22 protein-coding genes are annotated in these 23,883 nt (G+C 62.0%); 5 read left to right on the top strand and 17 right to left on the bottom strand.

The window, feature by feature from the left end; genetic code table 11:
* The first annotated feature begins 44 nt into the window (after nt 1-44).
* Nucleotides 45-473, top strand: a complete 429-nt coding sequence (locus ASD31_RS20580; RefSeq protein ID WP_056338488.1) for a group III truncated hemoglobin — start codon at nt 45-47, stop codon at nt 471-473.
* On the opposite strand, the gene ASD31_RS20575 is transcribed toward ASD31_RS20580, so the two are convergent.
* Together ASD31_RS20575 and ASD31_RS20570 are read right to left on the bottom strand one after the other, a co-directional pair.
* Nucleotides 461-985: a DUF488 domain-containing protein gene (locus ASD31_RS20575; protein ID WP_320409412.1), complete on the bottom strand. Its 525-nt coding sequence runs from the start codon at nt 983-985 to the stop codon at nt 461-463. The genes ASD31_RS20580 and ASD31_RS20575 overlap by 13 nt on opposite strands.
* A 2-nt stretch (nt 986-987) precedes the next feature.
* Nucleotides 988-1,197, bottom strand: coding sequence for a DUF2945 domain-containing protein (locus ASD31_RS20570; protein ID WP_056338482.1), 210 nt, complete (start codon nt 1,195-1,197; stop codon nt 988-990).
* Nucleotides 1,198-1,398: 201 nt separating this feature from the next.
* Between ASD31_RS20570 and metB the strand changes: the two genes are divergently transcribed.
* On the top strand, nt 1,399-2,562 hold the full coding sequence (gene metB, locus ASD31_RS20565) for a cystathionine gamma-synthase (RefSeq protein WP_056338477.1): 1,164 nt from the start codon (nt 1,399-1,401) through the stop codon (nt 2,560-2,562).
* Nucleotides 2,563-2,619: 57 nt separating this feature from the next.
* Here metB and ASD31_RS20560 read toward each other — a convergent pair whose 3' ends face one another.
* A complete protein-coding gene (locus ASD31_RS20560; RefSeq protein ID WP_056338473.1) occupies nt 2,620-3,732 on the bottom strand; it encodes an HPP family protein in 1,113 nt (370 codons plus the stop codon).
* A 71-nt stretch (nt 3,733-3,803) separates the two neighbouring features.
* The gene (locus ASD31_RS20555) at nt 3,804-4,712 is read right to left on the bottom strand and encodes a LysR substrate-binding domain-containing protein (RefSeq protein ID WP_056338470.1); all 909 of its coding nucleotides are present in this window, start codon (nt 4,710-4,712) and stop codon (nt 3,804-3,806) included.
* Nucleotides 4,713-4,829: 117 nt separating this feature from the next.
* On the opposite strand from ASD31_RS20555, the gene ASD31_RS20550 reads away from it, so the two are divergent.
* On the top strand, nt 4,830-5,534 hold the full coding sequence (locus ASD31_RS20550) for a 5-formyltetrahydrofolate cyclo-ligase (RefSeq protein WP_082520651.1): 705 nt from the start codon (nt 4,830-4,832) through the stop codon (nt 5,532-5,534).
* Between the two features lie 99 nt (nt 5,535-5,633).
* On the opposite strand, the gene ASD31_RS20545 is transcribed toward ASD31_RS20550, so the two are convergent.
* From ASD31_RS20545 to ASD31_RS20520, 6 genes are all read right to left on the bottom strand, one after another.
* Nucleotides 5,634-7,229 carry a GMC family oxidoreductase gene (locus ASD31_RS20545; protein WP_056338464.1) on the bottom strand — a complete coding sequence of 532 codons (1,596 nt, stop codon included), beginning with the start codon at nt 7,227-7,229 and terminating at the stop codon, nt 5,634-5,636.
* A 132-nt stretch (nt 7,230-7,361) separates the two neighbouring features.
* Complete coding sequence (locus tag ASD31_RS20540; RefSeq protein WP_082520650.1) at nt 7,362-8,372, bottom strand: branched-chain amino acid ABC transporter permease; 1,011 nt, start codon at nt 8,370-8,372, stop codon at nt 7,362-7,364.
* Complete coding sequence (locus tag ASD31_RS20535; RefSeq protein WP_056338459.1) at nt 8,365-9,252, bottom strand: branched-chain amino acid ABC transporter permease; 888 nt, start codon at nt 9,250-9,252, stop codon at nt 8,365-8,367. Before ASD31_RS20535 ends, ASD31_RS20540 begins: the two co-directional genes overlap by 8 nt.
* A gap of 2 nt (nt 9,253-9,254) precedes the next feature.
* Entirely contained in the window at nt 9,255-9,956 is a 702-nt protein-coding gene (locus tag ASD31_RS20530) for an ABC transporter ATP-binding protein (RefSeq protein ID WP_056338456.1), read from the bottom strand.
* A gap of 1 nt (nt 9,957) precedes the next feature.
* Entirely contained in the window at nt 9,958-10,740 is a 783-nt protein-coding gene (locus ASD31_RS20525) for an ABC transporter ATP-binding protein (RefSeq protein ID WP_056338454.1), read from the bottom strand.
* 15 nt (nt 10,741-10,755) lie between these two features.
* Complete coding sequence (locus ASD31_RS20520) at nt 10,756-11,961, bottom strand: ABC transporter substrate-binding protein (RefSeq protein WP_056338451.1); 1,206 nt, start codon at nt 11,959-11,961, stop codon at nt 10,756-10,758.
* Nucleotides 11,962-12,134: 173 nt separating this feature from the next.
* Here ASD31_RS20520 and ASD31_RS20515 point away from each other — a divergent pair, with 173 nt between their 5' ends.
* Both ASD31_RS20515 and ASD31_RS20510 read left to right on the top strand, forming a co-directional pair.
* Entirely contained in the window at nt 12,135-13,031 is an 897-nt protein-coding gene (locus tag ASD31_RS20515; protein WP_056338450.1) for a LysR family transcriptional regulator, read from the top strand.
* Between the two features lie 208 nt (nt 13,032-13,239).
* Nucleotides 13,240-14,436 (top strand): diaminopropionate ammonia-lyase, encoded by a 1,197-nt coding sequence (locus tag ASD31_RS20510; protein ID WP_056338447.1) that lies wholly within the window; start codon nt 13,240-13,242, stop codon nt 14,434-14,436.
* Between the two features lie 35 nt (nt 14,437-14,471).
* Here the strand turns inward: ASD31_RS20510 and acnA are convergent, their stop codons facing one another.
* The 7 genes from acnA to ASD31_RS20475 form a co-directional block, all read right to left on the bottom strand.
* Nucleotides 14,472-17,123, bottom strand: a complete 2,652-nt coding sequence (gene acnA / locus ASD31_RS20505; protein WP_056338444.1) for an aconitate hydratase AcnA — start codon at nt 17,121-17,123, stop codon at nt 14,472-14,474.
* A 59-nt stretch (nt 17,124-17,182) separates the two neighbouring features.
* Nucleotides 17,183-17,830, bottom strand: coding sequence for a 3-oxo-tetronate 4-phosphate decarboxylase (gene otnC / locus ASD31_RS20500; RefSeq protein ID WP_056338443.1), 648 nt, complete (start codon nt 17,828-17,830; stop codon nt 17,183-17,185).
* Nucleotides 17,827-19,098 (bottom strand): 3-oxo-tetronate kinase, encoded by a 1,272-nt coding sequence (gene otnK, locus ASD31_RS20495; protein ID WP_056338440.1) that lies wholly within the window; start codon nt 19,096-19,098, stop codon nt 17,827-17,829. Before otnK ends, otnC begins: the two co-directional genes overlap by 4 nt.
* Before the next feature lie 2 nt (nt 19,099-19,100).
* On the bottom strand, nt 19,101-19,766 hold the full coding sequence (locus ASD31_RS20490; protein ID WP_056338437.1) for an aspartate/glutamate racemase family protein: 666 nt from the start codon (nt 19,764-19,766) through the stop codon (nt 19,101-19,103).
* A gap of 61 nt (nt 19,767-19,827) precedes the next feature.
* Nucleotides 19,828-20,904: an ABC transporter ATP-binding protein gene (locus tag ASD31_RS20485; RefSeq protein ID WP_056338433.1), complete on the bottom strand. Its 1,077-nt coding sequence runs from the start codon at nt 20,902-20,904 to the stop codon at nt 19,828-19,830.
* Nucleotides 20,897-22,621, bottom strand: coding sequence for an ABC transporter permease (locus tag ASD31_RS20480; RefSeq protein WP_244483914.1), 1,725 nt, complete (start codon nt 22,619-22,621; stop codon nt 20,897-20,899). The genes ASD31_RS20485 and ASD31_RS20480 overlap by 8 nt, the downstream gene beginning before the upstream one ends.
* Nucleotides 22,622-22,721: 100 nt before the next feature.
* A complete protein-coding gene (locus ASD31_RS20475; RefSeq protein ID WP_056338428.1) occupies nt 22,722-23,819 on the bottom strand; it encodes an ABC transporter substrate-binding protein in 1,098 nt (365 codons plus the stop codon).
* Nucleotides 23,820-23,883 lie beyond the last annotated feature (64 nt).

The raw sequence follows: 23,883 nt of genomic DNA, 5'->3' as shown, positions 1-23,883 counted from the left end.
GGCGCTGGCGGCGGAAGGCTGCATGGTGTAGATGCAGGGCTTAGATGAGCAGCCAAGAACCGACCCATAGCATCGTGTCCGAGGAAGATATCCGGGCGCTGGTGGACAATTTCTACGACAAGATCCGCGCCGACGCCGTGCTCGGTCCCATTTTCGAGCGCGCGATTCCGGGCGACTGGGGTCCACATCTCAACATCATGTATGCCTTCTGGTCTTCGGTGGTGCGGACGACGGGCCGCTACAAGGGAAATCCGGTTGCGGTCCACCAGCGCATCGAGGGGCTGGAGATCGGCCTTTTCGACCGTTGGCTCGGACTGTTCCGCCAGAGCTGCGACGAATTGTTCGAGGAAGACGTGGCGCAGATTTTCCGCGAGAAAGCGGCCCGGATTGCCGAAAGCCTGAAGCTCGCGCTCTTTTACCGCCCCGACCGCCCGTGGCCGCCGGCCGATACGGATGTCGCTCATCCCGGATAGAGAACCTCGCCCTCATCGGTAAGCACGGCGCCGGGCGTTACCTTCGCCGGATCGATCCTGCCATTGCCCATCAGATGATGGACGGAATGGCCCCGCAGGATCAGGTGATCGGTGATGATACGGCGGTGGCAGCGCCACCACACCGCTTCCGAGCACATCATGGCAAGATTGGAAGATTGAGCGCGCAGGATCAGCGCCTTCAGGGCAGCTTGGAAGGGGTCCGAAAGCGCATAGTCGGCATAATTGTGGAAGCTTCGGTTGCGCCACAGCGCATTATACGCTTCCGGCACGTCATCCTGGTGTTTTCGACGCCCGCCGAGATCCGGCCAATGCTCGTAGGCGATGCCGCGCTCTTGCAGGCTGTCGGGCAAAACATCGATATTGAAGACCGGATTGCTGCGGGAGCGCGGAAAAGTCCTGACATCGACAACGAGATCGATCGCGGCATCGGCGAGGATGTCGGCGAACTCCTCAAACGTCCGGTTCGAATGGCCGACGGAATAGACGGCCACGATCAGCTCTTCCTGGAGAGGGCGCCTTCCTTGTGGGCGGCGATATGATCCGTCTTGTCGCTCTTGATCTCATATTGCGGCTCCTCAGTGGACGCACGACGATTGTGCTCCTTGTAGACGAAATCCTTCTCGTGGATCTTGATGATCCTGCCGCTGACATGACCGGCTTCGGAATTCCAGGTGACATGGTCTCCGATCTGATATTTTGCCACTTTCCGATCTCCTTCCGTAACCTCGATTGCCACAGTTTGTGCTGACGGGCCTTGCCTGAAATTCCCGCAGGCAGAACCATGGGCCATTGTCATTGCCTAACTAGAAATTATACTGGCTTTGCAAAGGGGTCATCCTTCATTCGCGCGGTAACATTGCCGGAATGAGGATGATGACGAGACAGGCGGAAGACAGGAACGAACATGAACAAACCAAGAGATGCCCGCACCATCGCGGCTGCGAACGGCATTGCGACGGATACGGCTTTCGGGGCGGTCACGCCGCCGCTCTATCTTTCGAGCAATTATGCCTTCGCCACCTTTGAGCAAGGTCAGGCCTACGAATATTCGCGCACCTCCAATCCCAGCCGCGACCTTTTGGGCGAGACAATCGCCAAGCTTGAAAAGGGCGCCGGTGCCGTCGTCACCTCCTCGGGAATGGCCGCCATCAATCTTGTCTTCGACCAGTTGAAGCCCGGGGACAGGATCGTCGCTCCGCATGATTGCTACGGCGGCACCTATCGGCTGCTGTGCGCGCGCCGCGACAAGGGTCATTTCGACGTTACCTTCGTGGACCAGGCGGATGGGGAGGCCCTGTCGGCCGCCTTCGCGCTGTCGCCGCAGCTTGTGCTGGTGGAGACGCCGAGCAATCCGCTGCTGCGGATCACCGATATCCGCGATCTTGCCCGGCGGGCGAAAGCAGCAGGCGCGCGACTGGTGGTCGACAACACCTTCCTGTCGCCGGCGCTGCAACAGCCGATCGCACTCGGCGCCGACTATGTCATCCACTCGACGACCAAGTATCTGAACGGCCATTCGGATGTTGTCGGCGGCGCGGTCATCGCGGCCGCAGAAGAGGATGTCGAGCCATTGCGGAGCTGGGCCAACATGACCGGGGTGACCGGCTCTCCCTTCGATGCCTATCTGACGCTGCGCGGCATCCGCAGCCTGTTTCCACGAATCGAACGACAGGAAGCCACGGCGCAGGCGACCGCGGAATTCCTGGCCGGCCAACGCCAAGTCTCGGCCGTCCATTATCCCGGGCTCGCCAGCCATCCCGGCCATGGCATCGCCAAGAGCCAGCAATCCGGCTTCGGAGCCATGCTGAGCTTCGAACTGGCCGGCGGCCTGGAGGCCGTGCGGAAATTCGTTTCGGGGATCAGAATATTCACGCTGGCGGAATCGCTGGGCGGGGTCGAGAGCCTGGTCGCCCATCCGGCAACGATGACGCATGTGGGGATGGGGGCGGAGGCGCGCCTGGCCGCCGGCATCGGCGACGGACTTGTGCGCATGTCGGTGGGGCTGGAAGCGGCCGACGACCTTCTCGAAGATCTCCGTGCGAGCCTCGCCGACGCCGCGGCAGCCTGATATCGATCATGCCCGGCGCCATCGGGCGCCTAGGCGTCGCATCGCCTTCGCTGCACGTCAGGCAGCGGCTTTCGGCAGGGCGCGGGCAATCGCGCTCAGGAGGTCGGTCTGCGAGATCAGGCCGATAATGCGGCCGTCATTGTCGGTGACGATGACCGCATGGGTCTTGCTGTCCGTCATCACCGGCAGCAGGCTCAGCGCCGGCGCGGTTGCGAAGGCGGTGGCGGCCTGCGAGACGTGATGGCCGATATGATCGCCGGCCTCGGCGAGTTCGCGCAACCCTACCGTTCCGATCAGATGACCGTTCCTGTCCTTGACCGGCAACGTCCGGATATTGTGCTTCAGAAGCAAGGCCCGCGCCTCTTCGGTCGGGGTATCCTCGCCAACCGAGATCACGTCACGGGACATGATGTCGGCGCACCGGATATCGCCATGGGAGCGCACCGCCGCTTGCAGCTCTATCTGGTGCAGCAGCCGGCTGAGATCGCTCCGGTCGATATCGAAGGTTTCGTCGAGGGCCACGAGAGCCGCGTCGAGATCTTCTTCCCGAAAGCCGACCCGGGTCGAGGGCGGCGGATCCTGGGTCTGATGGGTATTGACCGCCGGAGCGGGCGGGACATGCGGATAGTTGCGCCGCGCCATCCGGTGGAACAGCAGACCGACGCAGACCAGGATGCAGGAATTGAGCGCGACCGGCACGAACGGGAACAGGAAGCCCCAGCCGGCCACCACCTGTCCGCCGAGCACCGCCGTCAGGGCGGCGGCGCCGCCGGGCGGATGGAGGCAGCGCGTGAACGACATGGCACCGATGGCAAGCGACACGCCGACGCCGATGGCAAGGATCGGGTCCTGGATAAGGTTTGCCGCGATGACACCCATCAGGGCCGAAATCGTATTGCCGCCGATGATCGACCAGGGCTGCGCCAGGGGACTTGCGGGAACCGCAAAGAGCAGGACCGCCGATGCCCCGATCGGGGCGACGATCAGCGGCAGATGGGCGCCCTGGCCAAAGACATAACCGCAGATCATGCCCGTCAGCGCAATGCCGACCAGCGCGCCGAGGCAGGCGAGCAGGCGGTCGCGCAGCGTCGCGCCTGCGAGAATGGGATGGAACAGGCGAAAGCGAGGGCGCCGGCCGGGGGCCGAGCGAAGATCAATGGCGTCTGACATGGGAGAATTACCGCGAATGGGGGCGGCGACGGGTGCCGCAGGACATGGTGGGAGGGCTTATCGTTGGAAGGTTATCCGGCTCTTAAAAATCCGGCCTCGTCGTCTTTCGGCTTCAAAAGCACGTCGAGAAAAGCGTCATAGGCCGGTGATCGCTCGTTTTTCCGGCGCACGAGGAGGGTTTCGACCGGCCCCAGATCATGCGTTTTGATACCGCAAGGCCAGGTCATCAGGTCGAGGACGGATTTCGGCATGACGCCGATGGCATTGCCGGCCGAAACGCTTGCGACGATGGCGTGGTAGGAGCCAAGCTCGAGCGTGCGCACCGACGCCGATTTGCGAACCCAATCCTCGGCCACACGCCGATAGGTGCAGCCCGGTTCGAGCGCCGCGAGCGCGCCGGCCTTGAGATCGGCCGCGGTTTCTATCTCGGGGTGACTGAGCGGCAGGACAAGCACGAGATCCTCGACATAGACAGGCAGCGCGTCCAGTTGGTCCAGTTCCGGATCAAGTCTGTTCCGGTCGCTGGCAAGGGCCATCGGCGGCCTGGCGATCAGCGCGCAATCCAGTTCGTCGGCAAGGACGCCGCGAACCAGCTCGCGGGTCGATCCCATGGTCAGAACGAGGGAGATGGAAGGCCAAAGCGCGTTGAACCGCGCCAGTACGTCCGGCAGCCGGCTGGCTGCCGTGCTTTCCATGCTGCCGAGCCGCAAACTGCCCGAGGGGCCTGGCGGGCTAACCGCGTGCCTGGCTTCCAGCGCCAGGGCCCGGATGCGGTTCGCATAGGAGAGAAAGACCCTCCCCTCGCGCGTCAAGGTCATCTTCTTGCCGTCGCGGCTGAACAGCAGGACGCCGAGATCGTCCTCCAACTGGCGAATGCGAATCGTCACATTCGACGGCACGCGACCGATCGCCGTGGCGGCGCGGGTGACGCTGTGGTGGTCGGCAACGGCCAGAAAAATATCGAGCGAGGAGAGGTCCAAATCAAAATCTCGGTTGCGGAATTATCTCGCATTATTATTCTGTTAGTCGAAACGATAAGCAACCCGCGGGCGCCGAACATCATTCCAAAATTGTGTCGCCGCTGAGAAGGCTGTTCCATGAACGCTGATGACGACGGTAAATCCCGTGGCTATGCTTCTCCGGCATGCTCGATGCACGAGATCGATCCCGCCTATATGGGATTGACGGCGCCAGCGCCATCAAAAGAGTGGATCACCGAATGGCGACGCGGCAAGCGGCAGCGGCTGATCGAGGAGAGGTCTTCGCTTGTTGACCAGACCCAGAGAGACAGCCTCACCGCGGCGCTCATAGCCCGGCTCGATACTGTTGTCACCGATGTCGCGGGCAAGCGTGTCAGCCTCTACTGGCCGTTCAAGGGCGAGCCCGACCTGCGCGGCTGGATGGCCTCGGTCAACGCAGCCGGCGGCACCTGTCTTCTGCCCGTGGTGACGGCGAAGGGCCAGCCGCTCACCTTCCGCGCCTGGAAACAGGGCGAGAAACTCGAACGGGGCGTCTGGAACATCCTCTTTCCCGCCAATGGGCCGGAACAGATCCCCGATATCGTCATCGCGCCGCTCGTCGGCTTCGACCACGACTGCTACCGGCTGGGCTATGGCGGAGGCTTCTTCGACCGCACGCTGGCGCATCTCGGCCGGGCGCCACTCGTCATCGGCGTCGGCTTTTCGCAGCAGGCGATCGCGACCATCCATCCCTTGCCACATGATATTCCGATGGATGTGATCGTCACCGACAGCGAGGTCCGCTACCGGGAAACCACGCTTCGGCCTTCGCCAAACATTTAAAGCGCGTCGCGATCCTTCGGATTCGCACCCGCACTTTAAAATCTTGTTTCTACGCATGTCGTTATCGCAAAACCGCTGCACACTTTTGCGCGACATGCGTTAGCGATTGTCGGCCAGAATCATCTCCGCCGCTTTCTCGGCAATCATGATCGTCGGCGAATTGGTATTGCCCGAGGTGATCGACGGCATGATGGAGGCATCGGCGATGCGAAGCCCGGCAAGGCCGCGAAGCCGAAGGCGGGGATCGACGACGCTATCGGGATCCGAGCCCATTCGCGCCGTTCCGACGGGATGGAAAATGGTCGTGCCGATATCGCCGGCGGCGCGCATGAGGTCGGCATCGCTTTCATAGGCTGGCCCCGGCTTGTATTCCTGCGGATGATAGCGCGCAAAGGATGGCTGGCTGACGATCTCCCGCGTCAGCCTGATGGCCCGCACCGCCACGTCCCTATCCGCCTGCGTCGTCAGATAGTTCGGCTTTATCCGCGGCTGCGCGGCGAAACCGGGCTCCTTGAGATGGACCGAGCCCCGGCTTTCGGGCCTCAGATTGCAGACGCTCGCGGTCATCGCCGGAAAGGCATGGACGGGATCGCCGAATTTCTCGAGCGAGACCGGCTGCACATGATATTGCAGATCCGCCGTATCCTTGTCGGGACCGGATTTCGTGAAGATGCCCAGTTGGCTCGGTGCCATCGACATGGGCCCGGAACGCTTCAGCGCATATTCTAGACCGATCGCCGCCTTGCCGAGGAAGGTGCTTGCCTTTTCGTTGAGGGTCGGCACGCCGGTCACCTTGTAGACGAGGCGCAATTGCAGATGGTCCTGCAGGTTCTCGCCGACATTTCGTGACGCATGCACCACCTCGATGCCAGCCTCCGAGAGGATGTCCGGGTGACCTATGCCTGAAAGCTCCAGCAGATGCGGCGTGCCGATGGCGCCGGCGCATAGAACGGTCTCGCGGCGAGCCTGGGCGGTCTTCGTCTCGCCCTCGTGCTGGAACTCGACGCCGGTAACCGCTCGCTCCGCCACCAGGAGCCGGCGGGCCTGCGCGCGCGTCAAAACCGTCAGATTGGCGCGTCCCCGCGCCGGCTTCAGAAAGGCCTTGGCGCTGCTCCAGCGGATGCCGGAGCGCTGGTTGACGTCGAAATAGGCCGAGCCTTCATTATCGCCGCGATTGAAATCTTCGGTCACCGGAATGCCGGCCTCCTCGGCCGCCTTCTGGAAGGCATCGAGAACGGCCCAGCGCACGCGTGGTTTCTCGACCCGCCATTCGCCACCACCGCCGTGGAAATCACTGTTTCCCTGATGAAAATCCTCGGATTTACGGAAGAAGGGCAGGACCTCGTCCCAGGCCCAGCCTTCGCAGCCCATCTGGCGCCAGAGGTCATAGTCACGCGCCTGGCCGCGCATATAGATCATGCCATTGATCGACGAGGAGCCACCGAGCACCTTGCCGCGCGGATAATTGAGCGAGCGGCCGTTCAGCCCGGCTTCGGCTTCCGTGGAAAAGCACCAGTCGGTACGCGGATTGTTGATGCAGTAGAGATAGCCGACGGGAATATGGATCCAGGGATAATTATCGTTGCCGCCCGCCTCGAGAAGAAGCACGCGGTGGGAGCGATCGGCTGAAAGCCTGTTCGCCAGAACGCAGCCGGCGCTGCCGGCACCGATGATGATATAGTCGTACTGGTCCATTGCGCACTCCGCAGCCGATCGGTCGCGCCCGCCTGTTCGCAGGCGCGAGGCTTTGTCCTCTGAATATTGATCGGAGCCGGATGGCCCGGCATCCTGTCGTGGCAGCGCGCCGCGTTCAGGCGGCGAGGCCCCCTATTGGCGGTGCTCGAAGCCGAGCTTGCGACCCAGTCGCGAGGCATAGAACTCACCGATGAGCCCGCGGCGGAACAGCAGTACGCAGACCATGAAAACGACGCCGGTGATGATCGTCACCGGGAAATCGGAGGTCGCGAGATAGTTCTGCAGCGTCACCACCAGCCCGGCGCCGAAAATGGGGCCGATCAGGGTGCCGATACCGCCGAGAAGCGTCATCAGGATCACTTCGCCCGACATCTGCCAGGTCACGTCGGTCAATGTCGCGAACTGGAAGACCAGGGTTTTCAGCCCACCGGCAAGCCCGGCCAGCGCCGCCGACATCACGAAGGCGCCAAGCTTGTAATATTGCACGGAATAGCCGAGCGAGATCGCCCGCTGCTCGTTCTCGCGAATCGACTTCAGGATCATCCCGAACGGCGAGTTGATGAAACGCCAGATGATCAGCAGCCCAATGACGAAGACGGCCAGCACCAGATAATACATGTTGGTGGGGACCAGGAGGTCGATGACGCCGAAGAGATGGCCGCGCGGCACGCTCTGGATCCCATCCTCGCCCTTGGTGAACTCGGCCTGCAGGCAGAAGAAATAGAACATCTGCGACAATGCCAGCGTGATCATCGCGAAATAGATGCCTTTTCGGCGGATCGCGAAGAAGCCGATGATGAGACCGAGGAACGCGGCACCCGCTGCCCCCAGCAACAGACCGAATTCCGGCGTCAAGTGCCATTCTTTGACCGCATGGGCGGTGAAATAGGCAGCCCCGCCGAAAAAGGCGGCGTGGCCGAAGGAGAGAAGGCCGGTATAGCCGAGCAGGAGATTGAAGGCGCAGGCAAAGAGCGCGAAGCACAGGAGCTTCATCAGGAAGATCGGATAGAGAAACATGGGCGCCAGCAGCAGGAACAGAAGCCCTGCCGCCAGGATGACGATCTGCGCCGTGCCTACCGATCGCGCAGGTGCGGCGGCGGATCCCGTTTTTGCCGTGTCGATGGCGTCGGTCATGTCACGCATCCTTCCCGAACAGGCCGGCCGGCCTCAACAGCAGCACCACCGCCATGATCACGAAGATCACGATATTCGAGGCTTCCGGATAGAACACCTTGGTCAGCCCCTCGGCGATGCCAAGCATGTATCCGGTGACGATGGCGCCCATGATCGACCCCATGCCACCGACGACGACGACGGCAAAGACGACGATGATGATATTGGTGCCCATCAGCGGCGAGACCTGGTAGATCGGCGCGGCAAGCACGCCGGCGAAGGCCGCGAGTGCCGACCCCAGGCCATAGGTGAGCGTCAGCAGCAGCGGCACATTGATGCCGAAGGCCTGGACGAGCACGGTATCCTCCGTCGCCGCCCTCAGATAGGCGCCAAGCCGGGTCTTCTCGATCAATAGCCAGGTGCCGATGCAGGCGACGAGCGAGACGACGACGACCCAGCCGCGATAGATCGGCAGGAACATGAAGCCGAGATTGGTGCCGCCCGCAAGCGCTGGCGGGACCGAATAGGGCTGTCCCGCCGCACCATAGAGATAGCGGAACGTGCCCTCGATCGTCAGCGCCAGGCCGAAGGTGAAGAGCAGCCCATAGAGCGGATCGAGCTTGTAGAGCCGACTTAGCATGGTGCGCTCGACGATTGCCCCGAACAGACCTACCAGGAGCGGCGCTATGATAAGCGCGACCCAATAATTGATGCCGAGATAGCTCAGCAGCAGAAGGGCCGCAAAGGCGCCCAGCATATATTGCGCGCCATGGGCGAAATTGATGACGCGCAACAGGCCGAAGATCACGGCAAGGCCAAGGCTCAAAAGTGCGTAGAAGGAGCCGTTGATCAGCCCGATCAGCAACTGCCCGAGAAAGGCCTGCAGGGGGATTCCGAATATCATCATCATCGTCAGACCCCCAGCACCGTGTTGAGCATTCCCATGCGTTCCGGCAATTGCGCCACGGGAAAGTCCGCGACCATCTTGCCGTGGTCCATGAGATAGAAACGGTCGGCGATCTTGCTGGCGAAACGGAAGTTCTGCTCGACCAGAAGCACGGTCATGCCCCGCGCCTTGAGCTTCTTCAGGACCTCGCCGATGCGCTGGACGATGACCGGCGCAAGTCCTTCCGTGGGTTCGTCCAGGATGAGCAACCGCACGCCGGTGCGCAGGATGCGCGCCATGGCGAGCATCTGCTGCTCGCCGCCCGAAAGCTTGGTGCCGGGGCTCGTCCGCCGCTCCAGGAGATTTGGAAAGAGCTCGTAGATCTCGTCGAGCGGCATGCCGCCTTCCGCCACGACCGGCGGCAGCATCAGATTTTCCTCGACACTCAAGGTCGCGAAGATGCCGCGCTCTTCCGGCACGAAGCCGATCCCGGCATGGGCGGTGCGGTGCAGCGGCACCGACAGCATGTCCCGGCCGTCGAACCGGATTTCGCCCTTGCGCTCGCGGATGATGCCCATGATCGTCCGAAGCGTCGTCGTCTTGCCGACGCCGTTGCGGCCGAGGATGGTGACCATCTCGCCTTCGCCGACGGTCATGTCGACACCGTGCAGGACATGGCTTTCACCATACCAGGCGTTGAGATTGCCGAGTTGAAGCAATGGTTTCATCTCAGGCCTCCTCGGTGCCCATATAGGCCGTGCGAACGCGCGGATCCTCGCTGACGGTGGCGTAGTCGCCTTCCGCAAGAATCTCGCCGCGCTGAAGGACCGTCACATGGTCGCAGATATCGGCGACCACCTTCAGATTGTGCTCGACCATCAGCACGGCCCGCTCGCGCGCGACATTGCGGACGATCTCGGCAATCACGCCGACATCCTCCTGCCCCATGCCGGCCATCGGCTCATCGAGCAGCAGCACCTTGGGATCGAGCGCCAGGGTCGTGGCGATCTCCAGCACCCGTTTGCGACCATAGGAAAGATCGGCCGCGATCGCATTGCGCTCCTTGCCAAGACCGACGGCGGAAATCAGTTCGTCGGCGCGTCCGTTCAGCCGGTCGAGCGACGACATGGGCTTCCAGAACTGGGTCGCCAGCCTGTTTGGCCGCTGCAGCGCGACGCGGACATTGTCGAGCACGCTCAGATGCGGAAAGACCGCCGAAATCTGGAAGGAACGCACCAGCCCCATGCGCGCGACCCTGTCGGGCGCCAGGCCGGTGATGTCCGTGCCCAGCAGCGAGATCGTTCCGCGCGTCGGCTGCAGGAACTTCGTCAGGAGGTTGAAGACCGTGGTCTTTCCCGCGCCGTTCGGGCCGATCAGCGCATGCACGCGCGCATCAAGGACGTCGATATCGACATTCTTGACCGCATCGAAGGAACCGAAGGTCTTGCTGAGGCCGCGGGCGGAAAGAACCACCCGCGGCTGTTCATGCGTTTTCGCCTGATCAAGCGACATGGCGTCGACCGGCGCCTACTGCTTCACCAGATCGCAGCCACTCTTGGCAGGATCGATGAAGGCCTGGTCGCCCGGAATGGTAGCAAGCACGGTATAATAATCCCAGGGGATGTCGCTTTCGCCCGGCTTCTTCACCTGCATCAGATACATGTCGTGGATCATCCGCCCATTGGCGGCAACCTTGCCATTGTCCGTGAAGATATCGCTGACCGGCATCTCATGCAGTGCCTTGGAAACGGCGTCGGCATCGTCCGACCCGGCTTTTTCGATTGCCTTCAGGTACTGGGTGACGGCGGAATAGGTGCCGGCATGCACCATGTTCGGCATGGCGCCGGTGCGCTCGAGGAAGCGCTTGCCGAATTCGGCCGTCTCCGGCGTGCGGTTCCAGTAGAAACCTTCCGTCAGCGTCAACCCTTGCGCCGCTTCGAGCCCGAGCCCATGGACCTCGGCCAGCGTGAAGAGCAGTGCCGCAAGGCGCTGGCCGCCGGCGACGATGCCGAATTCGGCCGCCTGCTTGATCGAATTGGCGGTGTCGAGACCGGCATTGGCAAGGCCGATCACCTTGGCGCCGGAAGACTGCGCCTGCAGAAGGAAGGAGGAATAATCGGTGGTTGCCAGCGGATGGCGAACGGAACCGACGACGGTGCCGCCGTTTTCCTTGACGTAGTTGCCGGTATTTTCCTCCAGCGAATAGCCGAAGGCGTAGTCGGCCGTCAGGAAGAACCAGCTGTCGCCGCCCTGCTTGACCAGCGCGCCGCCGGTGCCCACCGCAAGCGCGTGGGTGTCATAGGCCCAATGGAAGCCGTAGGGGCTGCACTGCTTGCCGGTCAGTTCCGTCGTGGCGGCACCGGTATTGATGGTGATCTTCTTCTTTTCCTTGCTGAGCGCCTGGACCGCGAGACCGACCGATGACGAGGTCAGCTCCATGATGCTGTCGACCTGTTCGGTATCATACCACTGTCGGGCGATGTTGGACGCGACGTCGGCCTTGTTCTGGTGGTCGGCGGTGACGACTTCGACCGGCACGCCCAGCACCTTGCCGCCGTAATCCTCCACCGCCATCTTGGCGGCCTCGTAGGAATATTTGCCGCCGAAATTGGCGTAGACGCCGGACTGATCGTTCAGGATGCCGATCTTGACCTTGCCGTCCGATGCATCGGCGAAGGCGGCGGTGCTGCTTGCCAAAAGCAGGGCGACGGATGCGATGATTGTCTTCCGCATGTTTTCTCCTCCCAGAGATACCAGTTGCGCGTCTGTTCAAAAATGGATCGTCGCCCTCCTCAAGGCGACAGGCCTGCACACAGGTTCCAGGAATTCGGCCGTTGACACAAGAGCAGCGACAACGCTAATTGCGAACAAGGTCTGTTCATTTTTGAACAGACCTTGGAGATGTCATGCAATTTACATGGGACGATCTTCAGTTTTTCCTCGCCGTGGCGCGCACCGGCCAATTGTCTATGGCTGCGCGTCAGTTGCGGTCGAGCCATGCGACGGTGTCGCGTCGCATCGACCGGCTGGAATTTGCTCTCAACGTCAAGCTGTTCGAACGCAATTCGCGCGGTTATGTGCTGACCGCGGTCGGCCAGCGTTTCATCGAGACGGCCGAGCGGATGGAAGCGGAGGCCGAACGGCTACACGCCGATATCGCGTCCGGGCCGCTGTTCCACCGGGGCGTGGTGCGGCTGAGCGCGCCGGAAGGCTTTGCCAATTTCTTTTTCGCCGAACGGTTGGGGGCGTTTACCGCAAGCCATCCGAACATCTCGCTCGAGCTCGTGACGATCCAGCAGATCATGTCGCTGTCGCGCAAGGAGGCCGATGTCGCGGTCGCGCTCGATCCGCCGAAGGCCGGCCCCTATTTCTGCGAGAAGCTCGGCGACTACAGCCTGCATATCTATGGCGCACGGCATTATCTTGAGAAAAATCCGGCGGTTGTCGCTCTCGACGATCTTCTGAGGCACCCGTTCATCGGCTATATCGAAGACATGATCTTTGCCCCCGGCCTCGATTATCTCGGCGATGTCCACCGCGGCATCCGGGCGAATTTCCAGAGTTCGAGCATTTTCGCGCAACTCACCGCCACCCGGCAGGGGCTTGGGCTCTGCGTCCTGCCGCATTTCATCGCGTCGCGCTACCCGGAACTCCAGATCGTGCTGCCTGATACAGTCGAACTGCGGAGAAGCTATTGGCTTTTATGCCACCGGGACCTGCGCCAGGTGCCGCGCATCCGCGGCGTCATCGACTTCATCTTCGAGGCGGCCCGCACCGGCCAGTCCCTCTTCCTGCGCCCGTGACCGACCACCCGCTTGGCCGCATGACCTTTGATCCGCCGCCCTGGGCAATCCTGACGGTCATCCTTTGCGCTTTGTGTTGGCGCTCTGGAGAAAATCCCAATGCGGCAAGCGTTGATCCACAGCAAACTTGCAAATCCCTACTCACATAACAAAGCCTTTTTCGCGTGCCTTGCGATATCGTTCGGCACGATCAGCAAGCGAGGCAGATATGTTCATTCTCAACACCCATGCGGATTATCGATCTCCGCTCCAGCCTGGTGATGCCGATCTTCTCGGCCTCGACGCTGCGGCGGGCGTGGAACGTCACCTCCGCTACCGTGACCGGCATGCCGAAACACCGCTTGTCTCCCTCCCGGCCCTTGCGGCGGCTACGCATGTCGCGGCCATTCACATGAAGGATGAAGGACAGCGACTGGGGCTCGGCAGCTTCAAGGCGCTTGGCGGCGCCTATGCCGTCATCCGGCTCGTTCTCGAAGAGGCGCGAACGCGATTGGGGCGGCCGGTCGATATGGACGAGCTTCATACACCTGACATTCGCAGGATCGCCAGGACCATGACCTTTGCCTGTGCCACCGACGGCAACCACGGCCGTTCCGTCGCTCAGGGTGCCGACCTCGTCGGCGCCCGTTCCGCGATCTTCGTCCATGCCGGCGTCAGCGACGAGCGCGTGGCGGCGATCGCGCGGTTCGGCGCCGAGATCATCCGCGTCGCCGGAAACTACGATGATTCCGTGAAAGAGGCCGCGCATATTGCCGGTGAGCGCAGATGGATCATCCTCTCCGACACCTCCTGGCCGGGCTATGAGCGCATTCCCGGCCTGGTGATGCAAGGCTATACGGCGCTGGTGCGCGAGGCGCTGCGGCAGATGCCGGCGCCGCCGACGCATGTTTTTATCCAGTCCGGTGTCGGCGGCATCGCCGCTGCGGTTGCCGGCCATCTGGCGATCGCGTTTAAGGAGCAGCGTCCTGTCTTTACCGTCGTCGACCCGGCCCGTGCCGCCTGCCTGTTCGAGACGGCGCGGGCCGGCCGTCCCGTGACCGTGCGGCATGTCGAACCGACGATCATGGCCATGCTGGAATGTTACGAACCATCGCTCGTCGCCTGGCGCATCCTGTCGCGCGTCGCCGATGCCTTCATGACCGTCGACGAGGACGACGCCATCGCGGTGATGCGGCGTCTTGCCGATCCGCTCGCAACGGATCCGGCCCTTGTCGCGGGCGAAAGCGGCGGCGTCGGCCTTGCCGGGTTCCTCAAGGCCACCGCCGATCCCGAAATCAGGACGGCCCTTGCCATCGGCGCCGAATCCCGCATTTTCCTCGTCAACACGGAGGGCGCGACCGATCCCGGCAAATATCAGGAGATCGTCGGACGTTCGCCTGATCAGGTCCTGTCACGGGGTGCATGAGCAACGATCCATCGATCCAGCCGACACTCGACCGCTTAACGGGCGGCGGGGAGATCAACCAGATCCCTGTCCTTGCCGACGCGAGCCGACGGCAACTTGCCTCTCAGGATGAGCGGCAGGATTCCGCCCTGCTTCAGGATTTCGACCTCGGCGCTGGTTTCGACCGCCGCCATCGCCTTGAACGTAGACAGGCTGCCATTCGAACGACGGACCGAAACCTGCACTTCGCAGCGCGGCGAGATGTCATCACAGTCCGCACGGATAAGGATTGTGTCGCCGGGCTTGAGATCGAGCTGCCGTGGACCCAGATCGGGCGGCAGCCGCATGGGCAGAATACCCATGCCCACCAGATTTGACCGGTGGATCCGCTCGAAGCTTGTCGCCAGCACGGCGCGGACATGAAGCAGGGAAACGCCCTTTGCCGCCCAGTCGCGGGACGAGCCCATGCCGTATCGCTCGCCGGCGACGATCACCACGGATCGACCCTCGGCTCGATAACGCTCCGCCGCATCCGGCAGAGACATGATCTCGTCGGATGGCGAATGCACTGTCTCGCCTGGGGGAATGTCCCGTCCCAGCAGATTGACGACGCTTCGGTTGGTGAAGAGCCCGCGCACCATCGCTTCCCAATTGCCGCGCCGGGAGGCATAGACGTTCAGGTCGGCGGGGCTGTCGCCGCGGGCAACGAGATAACGGCCGGTTTCGCTCCGCGCCGGTATGGCTCCGGCGGGCGAGATGTGATCGGTGGTGATATCGTCGCCAAGAACGAGGAGCGGCCGGGCCTCATATGTGCCGAGCAACGTGCCTTTGCCAAAGCCGGCAAAGGGCGGCCGGCGGATATAGGTCGATGCGTCATCCCAGGGAAACAGCGTCGTTGTCGGCGCTTTCAGCGCCTTCCATGCGGCGCTCGCTTCGGCTTCGGCGTAGGCCGGCAAGAAATCTTCGGCCTTAACGGCCTGGCTGACCGCTTCGTCGATCTCCCCGCTCGTCGGCCACAGCATCGAAAGCGTGACATCCTCTCCATGCGCCGACCTGCCGATCGTGTCGCTGGAAATATCAAGATCGACGGTTCCGGCCAGCGCAAACGCCACCACCAGCGGCGGAGAGGCAAGAAAGCCGGCTTCCAGTTGCGGATGCACGCGGCCGGGAAAATTCCGGTTTCCGGACAGTACCGCCACCGGAAGGATATTCCGCTCCGCCATTGCCTGCGACATGACATCCGTCAGCGGTCCAGAATTTCCGATGCAGGTCGTGCAGCCATAGCCGACGATGGCGAAGCCAACCGCCTCCAGATCCTCCAGCAGTCCGGACCGTTCGAGATAGCGCTTGGCGGCCGGCGATCCCGGCCCGAGCGATGTCTTCACCCAGTGAGGCGGCTTCAGGCCATAGGCTCGTGCCTTGCGTGCCAGAAGCCCGGCGGCGATCACCAGCCGCGGGTCGGAGGTATTGGTGCAACTGGTGATGGCTGCAATGGCAACGGCGCCATCATCTGGTCCTGCACCGCTCTCCTCTCTTGCCGCATTCTTCCTCATGGGCGCAATGGCAGCTGCGGTATCGCCGATCGCGATCCTGTCCTGGGGACGGGTCGGACCGGCGAGGCTTGCCTCCACCGTGGCGAGATTGAGTTCGATCACGCTGGTATAGCGGGGATTGGCAAGCGGATCGAACCAGAGACCGGTGCGCTTCGCATAAAGCTCGACGAAGGCGATATTCTCCGCAGGTCGCCCGGTGGCCTGAAGATAGTGCAGCGTCCTGTCATCGATCGGGAAATAGCCGCTATTGCCGCCGAATTCCGGCGTCATATTGGCGACGACCGCCCGGTCCCCCGCCGTCAGGGTCGAGACCCCCGGTCCGAAAAATTCCACATATTTGTCCTGCAGGTCGATCCCGCGAAGAATTTGGGTCAGGACCAGAGCGAGATCGGTTGCCAGCACGCCGTTGTTCAGATGACCGCTCAGGCGCACGCCCACCACATCGGGCACGCGCAGCGAAACAGGCATGCCGAACAAGACGCTTTCCGCCTCCAGCCCGCCGACACCCCAGGCGAGAACACCGATGCCGTTGACCATCGGCGTATGGCTGTCTGTTCCGATCAGCGTGTCCGGCATTGCCCAGAGCCTGCCGCCACTCTCCCCGCTCGTGACGACCGTCGCCAGCTTTTCGAGATTGAGGGTATGCATGATGCCGGTTCCGGGCGGGTGAACCCGAAAACCATCAAGCGTGTTGGTCGCCCATTTCATGAACCGGTAGCGCTCGGCATTGCGCTGGAATTCACGCGCCATGTTGCGCTCCAGCGCACCCGGTTCTCCGAACACATCGACCCCGATGGAATGGTCGGTGGAAACATCGACCGGAACGACAGGATTCAGGAGCCGCGGGTCTCCTCCGGCTTCGGCAAGCGCCGAACGCATTCCGGCGATATCCACCAGCGCCGGGCCACAGGTCGTATCATGCATCAGCACCCGGCCGGGAAGAAACGGGATTTCCTTCTCGCTCGTGCCTGTTTCCAGCCAGTCGAGAATGGCCTGCCTTGCCAGGCCGGCGTCCTTGCCTGCCGTGCGCAGTGCGTTTTCGAGCAGTATCCGGTGAATGTAAGGCAGGTGCTCAAGCGCGTCTCCCGCTTCGGCCGGCAGGTCGATGATGTCATAGCGGGTGGCGTTGACGGTGATGCTGGCAATCCCTGTCATGGCGTCGCCTCACCCAAGCTCCGCGGCCAATTGCCTTGCAGCGGCCAGGTCGGCAGTTTTCATCGCTTAAGTCCTTCGCCGAATACGGCTTTCAATTCCTGAACGTGATCGTCCGTCAGCAACCTGATCGGCGCGCCGCGCAGCAGGACCAGCAGCTTGGCGGTCTCTTCGAGTTCCTCGCTCGCATAGACGGCGGATTCGATGTCATGTCCGGTGACGACCGGTCCATGGTTTGCAAGAAGCACCGCGGCATAGGCGCCCTTCAGATCCCGAATGAGATCGCCTGCCTTCTCGTCGCCGGGGCGCACATAGGGGATGAGCCTGACGCGACCGACGCGCATGACCACGTAGGGCGTCAGGGGCGGGATGCAGTCTTCCGCATCGGTATCCGCAAGGCAGGAGAGCGCCGTCGCATAGGTGGAGTGAAGATGGACGACCGCTCCCGTCTGCCGGCGCGTTTCATAGAAGGCGCGATGCAGGAATATCTCCTTGGAGGGCTTGTCGCCCGAAACAAGATTCCCATTCCGGTCCAGCTTGCTGATCCGCGCGGGATCAAGAAAGCCGAGACATGAATTTGTCGGTGTCATCAGGATTCCATCTTCGACCGCGGCACTGATATTGCCGGCGGAGCCAACCGAAAAGCCCCGGTCGAAAAGGGATTTAGAAAGTCGAACAATATGCTCGCGGAGCCTGGATTCGGTGGTCATCGGCCAGCCAGCCTTTCCAACGCTTTTTCGAAGAAGTCCGGCGCGCCGAAATTCCCGGATTTCAGGGCAAGCGCGATCGGCTGATCACCGTTCGACAGAAGCACGGGAACGCCGGGGTCGATTTCCGTGCCGATCGTCAGCGCGCCGAGATCGAGCGCGGAAACGACGGCACCCGAGGTTTCGCCACCGGCGACGACGAGGCGGCGAACGCCGGATGCCACCAGCTTTTGCGCCGTCTCGGCAAAGAGTGTGTCAAGCCAGTTGGCTACAGCCTCACGACCATATCGCTTCTGCAAGGCTCCAACCTCCTGCGGCGTTCCGGAGGAATAGACGAGTGGCGCCTGTCGCTGATGACTGGTCAAAAATTCCAGCAGCATGTCCGCTGTGGTCTCTCCGCCCATGACAGAATGGACGTCTATCGGAAGACTGGGGTGGTTCCGGCTGTGTATCTCGACCTGCTGGCGCGTCGCACCCGAACAGCTGCCGACGAGGATTGCCTCCGGCCCCTCCACGCCCGCCGAGCCGCCAGAGTTGCCGGCTGCAAGACCGGCTCGTATGAAGTTTGCCGGAAGCCCAATGGCAATGCCGGACCCTCCGGTGACAAGCTTGCTGTCCGCAATAGCCGTGCCAATGGCGACAAGGTCGTCCCTTGATATGGCATCGACAATGACAAGTGTTTCGCCGTTCGAGGCGGCTGCATCGAGGCTGTGTCGAATGGCAGCTGGGCCATGTCGCACGGTATCCTCAGTCACAAGGCCAACCTTATCTTTCGCCTGCCTTGCCAGCCATCTGCGGATATCCGGATCGGTCATCGGATTGAGCGGATGGTCCTGAAGTCCTGATTCGCTGAGCAGCCGGTCTTTCACGAACAGATGCCCCATATAGACGGTGCGGCCTGCCTCCGGAAAAGCCGGGCACGCCACCACGCCCCTGACGCCCAGAACAGCGGCCAGCGCCTCTGCAACCGGCCCGATATTGCCATCCGGCGTGGAATCGAAGGTCGAGCAATATTTGAAGACGATCTGCCTGCATCCCTGGCCGAGCAGCCAGGAGAGCGCCGCCAGTGACTGTTCGACCGCCTGACCTGCCGGGATCGACCGGCTTTTCAGCGAAACAACGCCCGCTTCGATATCGGCGGGCGCATCTGCGGAAGGAATGCCCAGAAACTGCGCCGTCCTCAGGCCGCCCTGCCCGGGCAGACCCTTGGAAATCGTATTGGCGATATCGCTCGCTCCGGTGAAATCGTCAGCAATGACGCCGAGCAACATTTTTAAGTCCTCTCGCTGAGCAGATGTTTCAGTTTGGCGACGGCCGCATCCGGACTGCTGAGAACAGGAATGTCCGTGACGCCTTGAACCGGCTTCAGCGCGCGGGCCGTCGAGAAATGGGCAAGCGTGATGGCGTCGAAACCTTCAAGCCGTGCCGCCGCCGCAACGACAAGCCGATTATGCGTTTCGACATCCCCTGCCCTCACCGCCTCGATGGCGCCTTCAACGAGCACGCTTTCGATCTCGGCGGCGGCCTTGAGCCTGTGCGCCTCTTCCCGGAACTCCGCCTCCATTCCCGCTCGCGCCGGCGGAAAAGTATAGAGCATCGCGGTCCGGCCGCCCTTGCGGATCGCCGCTTCGAACATCGCCTCGTTCGGCTTCAGCACCGGAATGCTGACCATTGTTGCCGCCTGCTCGATCGCCCGGCCGAAAGCGGAGCAGGTAAAAAGCACCGCGTCGCAACCTGCCAGACAGGCATATTTCGTCAGCGCCACGATCCGGTCGGTGAGCGCATCGGTGACATCCGCAACATTTGCCCGATCGGGAGACAGGCTATCTTCCAGAATGTTTATCGGCTCGGCTTGCGGCCAGGACGACGCAAACACGGCCTTGATCGGATCGATGGCAATGGTCGTTGCGTGTATGAGCGCAATGCGTGGTCGGGTCATGGAATCACCAGATTGAAGGATGGCGGCGGTCGCGAGGCATGAAGGACCGCCGGAGAGACACCTATTTCTGGGTGCCGGAGAAAACCCAGATGCTTTCCTTGGGAATCTGCGCCCAGACCTTGCCCGTCGCCATCTGCCGGGTTCCATGGGCTTTGGCGATGAAATCGCCCCGGCTCAAACGATACTCCCAGCGGTCGCCAAGATAGACGCTGTCATCAAGTTGCATCTCGATCCCGTCCGTAGCCGGCGTGTCCGTTACCGTGATCTGCTCGACGCGTATGACGGCGCGGGCATCCTGTGACTGCGCAAGGCCCGCCGTTTCCCGGACGGTCCCGTCCAACAACCATCCCTCGCCTCCGATGACGGCCGACGTGCCATCGACCGTCTTCACCTTGCCGTTGACGATATTGTTGGCGCCGAGGAAGTCGGCCGAATAGAAACTGTTCGGATTGGAATAGATTTCCTGCGGGCGGCCCTGCTGAACGATCCGGCCATCCTGCAGGAGCAGGATATTGTCCGCAGCGGCCAAGGCCTCGCCCTGATCGTGCGTCACAAGGATGGCACAGATCTGCAGGTCGAGAATGAGCTTGCGGATCCAGTAGCGAGCTTCTTCGCGCAGCTTGGCGTCGAGATTGGACAAGGGTTCATCGAGAAGAAGGACGCGGGGTTCATAGACGAGCGCCCGGCAGATCGCCACGCGCTGCTGCTGGCCGCCGGAAAGTTGGGACGGATAGCGTTCGGCCAGATGGCCGAGCCCCATGCGCTCAAGGATCGCCTCTATCCGCTTGCCGGCTTCGGCCGGGGCAATGTTGCGAAGTTTGAGACCATAGCCGACATTCTCTTTGACCGTCCGGTGAGGCCAAAGCGCGTAGCTTTGAAAAACCAGGCCGATATTGCGCTGCTCGGGCGGCAGTGCAAGCTTCTTTTCATTGTCGAGAACGGTCTTGCCGCCGATGACGATCGTTCCGATCTCGGGTTGCTCGAGGCCGGCGATACAGCGCAGAAGCGTCGTCTTGCCGCTGCCGGAAGCGCCAAGCAGAGCGACGATCGATCCACGTTCCGCGGTGAAGGATGCGCCCTTCAGGATGTGCAGGCCGCCCAGCCATTTCTGGACGTTGTTGACGACGAGTTCAGTCATGGATTTTTGCTCCCAGTCGAAGGGCGAGTGCGAGGCCTGCGCCGGTCAAAACAACACTGATGAGGGCGAGCGCGGCGATCGTGTTCATCGCTCCGGTCTGCAGGAGCGAGACCATCAGCGATCCGATCACTTCGGTTCCGGCACCCATCAGGTAGACACCCGTCGCGTATTCGCGAAGGAAGATGATCATGATCAGGGCCCAGGCACCGGCAAGGCCGGGACGGACGATGGGTATGACCACGTCCCTCCAGGTACGGCCGATGGTGGCACCTGTCGTGCGGGCCGATTCCTCGAGCTCGGGGGCGACCTGAAGCAGCGTTCCCTGCAGGAGACGCAGGCCATAGGACAGGCCGACGACAACATAGGCGACGAAGATGCTGACAAGCGTCGGACGCAACGGCGTCAGGAACGGCACGAACAGGAACACCCAGAAGAAAGCAAGGCCGATGACGAGGCCCGGAAGGGCGCGGGGCAGGAGGACGATATAGTCCAGAAGTGTATTCGAGGCCCCCCAGTTGCGATGCCCGGCAAGTCCGACCATCAGATAGATGCCGACGGCAACCGCGCCGCCAACAACCGACAGGATGACGGTGTTGACGATGCCGCGCACCAGGCTGGGCACTTCGAGAAGATGGTCGAAATTCGCGAGTGTCAGTTGATCGAACAGATTGACGCCCTCTCCCCATGCATCGACGAAGGCGCGAACGGCGATACCGCCGATAGGAAGAAGGACCGAGACGAACAGCCACAGACCGATGATGAAAAGGGCGATCAACTGGCCGCTGCCGCCCAATTTCAAGGTCGCGACGCGCGCGCCCTTGCCGCCCATCGCGACATATTTGCGTGCATTGCGCAGAAGCTTGCGCTGCGCCCAGACGAGCGGCAGCGTGATCAGGATCAGCACCACGGCAACGACGGCCATGAGCTGATAGGTCGGCGTGCCGAACAGGGTCGTCAGCTTGTAGATATAGGTGGTCAGAACCATGATGCCGTTCGGATCGCCAAGGACCAGCGGAATGCCGAAGGTCTCGAAACCGAGAAGGATGTTCAGGGAAGCAGCAAAGATCAGCGACGGCAGAACCATCGGCAACGTCACATCGCGTGAGACCTGCCAGATCGATGCGCCTGTGGTACGCGCGGCCTCCTCGAGATCGGACGGCAGGTTGCGCATCGACGCCGACACGTAAAGATAGACATGCGGAACATGGCTGAGACCGGCGATCAGGATCATGCCCGGCAGGCTGTAGATATTCCAGGGCACGAAACCGATCAGGCTGCGGATGAACAGCGACACAAAGCCTGTCGGGCCGACCGAAACGGTATAGCCGAAGGCCAGCACGATCGACGAAATGAACATCGGCACGAGGACCAGAATCTCGAGCAGCCGTTTGCCCTTGATGTCGGTCCGGGTGATCAAAAAGGCCACCAGCGCTCCGAGCGGCACGGCGATCGCCACCATCCCGAAGGAGAAGATTGTCGTGGTTGCGAGCGCTTCGTAGAAATTCTTGTCGGTGAAGACATACCGGTAGGCGTCGAGACCAAAGGTGGCGCGCGGGCTGAAAAAGGCGGCCGACAGAAAGCTCTGGTAGAGGATAAGTCCGACCGGGGCCAGGACGGCAATGGCAAGCAGGCCGATGACCACGATGCGATAGACACTCGCATTTCCATGTCGCGGCATCTTCGCCGGATATTTCTTCTCGGCCGCTGCCCTGGTCATCGGGAGCGTAGCCGGGGCTGGTGCATGGGTCGTCATAATTGCCTCTCGCATAGGAAACGGAGGCTACGGCGCGACCATACGCGCCGTAGCAGCATGGACGTCAGCGGCCGAGAGCGGCCTTCCAGTCGTTCATGAACTGGACGCGCTTCATCTGATCCATGTATTCGAGGACGCCATCATCGACGGCGATCGGCTTCAGGCCGCCCCCGACGCGCTCGTTGAGCGTCTTGATGTTGAGGCCGGCGGTTACGTCTTCGCGCACGGAGGGCAATCCGCCTTCGGCGAGAAGCGACTGGCCTTCCTTGGAGAGCATGAAATCGATGAAGAGCTTTGCAGCGTTCGGGTGCGGGGCATCCTTGGTCGCCAGTGCCAGCCGCGAGAAGGCCGGGGTGTAGTCGCTCGAGAAGTGAACGCCGAGATTGGGGCTTTCCTTGACCCAATCCAGGGCATAAGAGCCGATGATATTGATTGCGATGACGTTCTCGCCGGAAACGACCGTTTCCTTCATGCCACCCGAGCTCGAATAGATCTTCGCACCGTCATCGCCCATCGCTTTCGCCAGGTCCCAGAAGTCGGAGCGGTTGCGGGCATCGTTGGAGTGGTGCAGGAAGCCGGACCCACTTTTCTCCGGGTCGAAGGTGGCAACCTTGCCCTGCAGCTCGGCCTTGTTATCCTTCAAGAAAGTGATCAGGTCGGCATAGGTTTTGGGAAGCTTATCTTCCGTCAAGGCCTTGGTATTGTAGATCACGCCGATCGGCTCGACGGTCGTGCCGTAAAGGATGTTCTGGTAGTTCGCCCAGGCCGGAATGTTTGCGGCTTCCGGCGAGGCATATTCCGCGGCATAGCCTTCCTTGACCAGGGTCATCTGCAGATCCATGGCCGAACTCCAGACGACATCAGCCGTTACTTGGCTGGCCGCCGCTTCCGAGATCACCTGATTATAGGCTCCGTTGGTGCCGAGGTCATTGTAAGCGATCTTGATGCCGTACTTCGCCGTGAACCCGTCCTGCAGCTTCTGCGACTGTGCGGCATCGGTCGACGTATAGATCGAAACGGTTCCCTCCTTCTTGGCCGCCTCGATGACGGCAGCGTAGTCGGCAGGATATCCGGCTGGAATATCCTGCGCGATCGCTGCGCTGGAGGCCCAGCCGAGCAGTGCCGTAGCGGCTGCGAAACTCCGTAATGTCGTCGTATTCATGCTCATCTCCCAAGTTGCGCCCGTGCTCCATGCTCCTCCGGGCGGGTCCTCCAGCAGCGACGAT

Origin of the sequence: Rhizobium sp. Root482 (assembly GCF_001426565.1) — a bacterium.
Lineage (GTDB): Bacteria > Pseudomonadota > Alphaproteobacteria > Rhizobiales > Rhizobiaceae > Pararhizobium.
The sequence above is the reverse complement of the archived record's forward strand: the minus strand, read 5'-3'. Positions and strand labels throughout refer to the sequence as shown.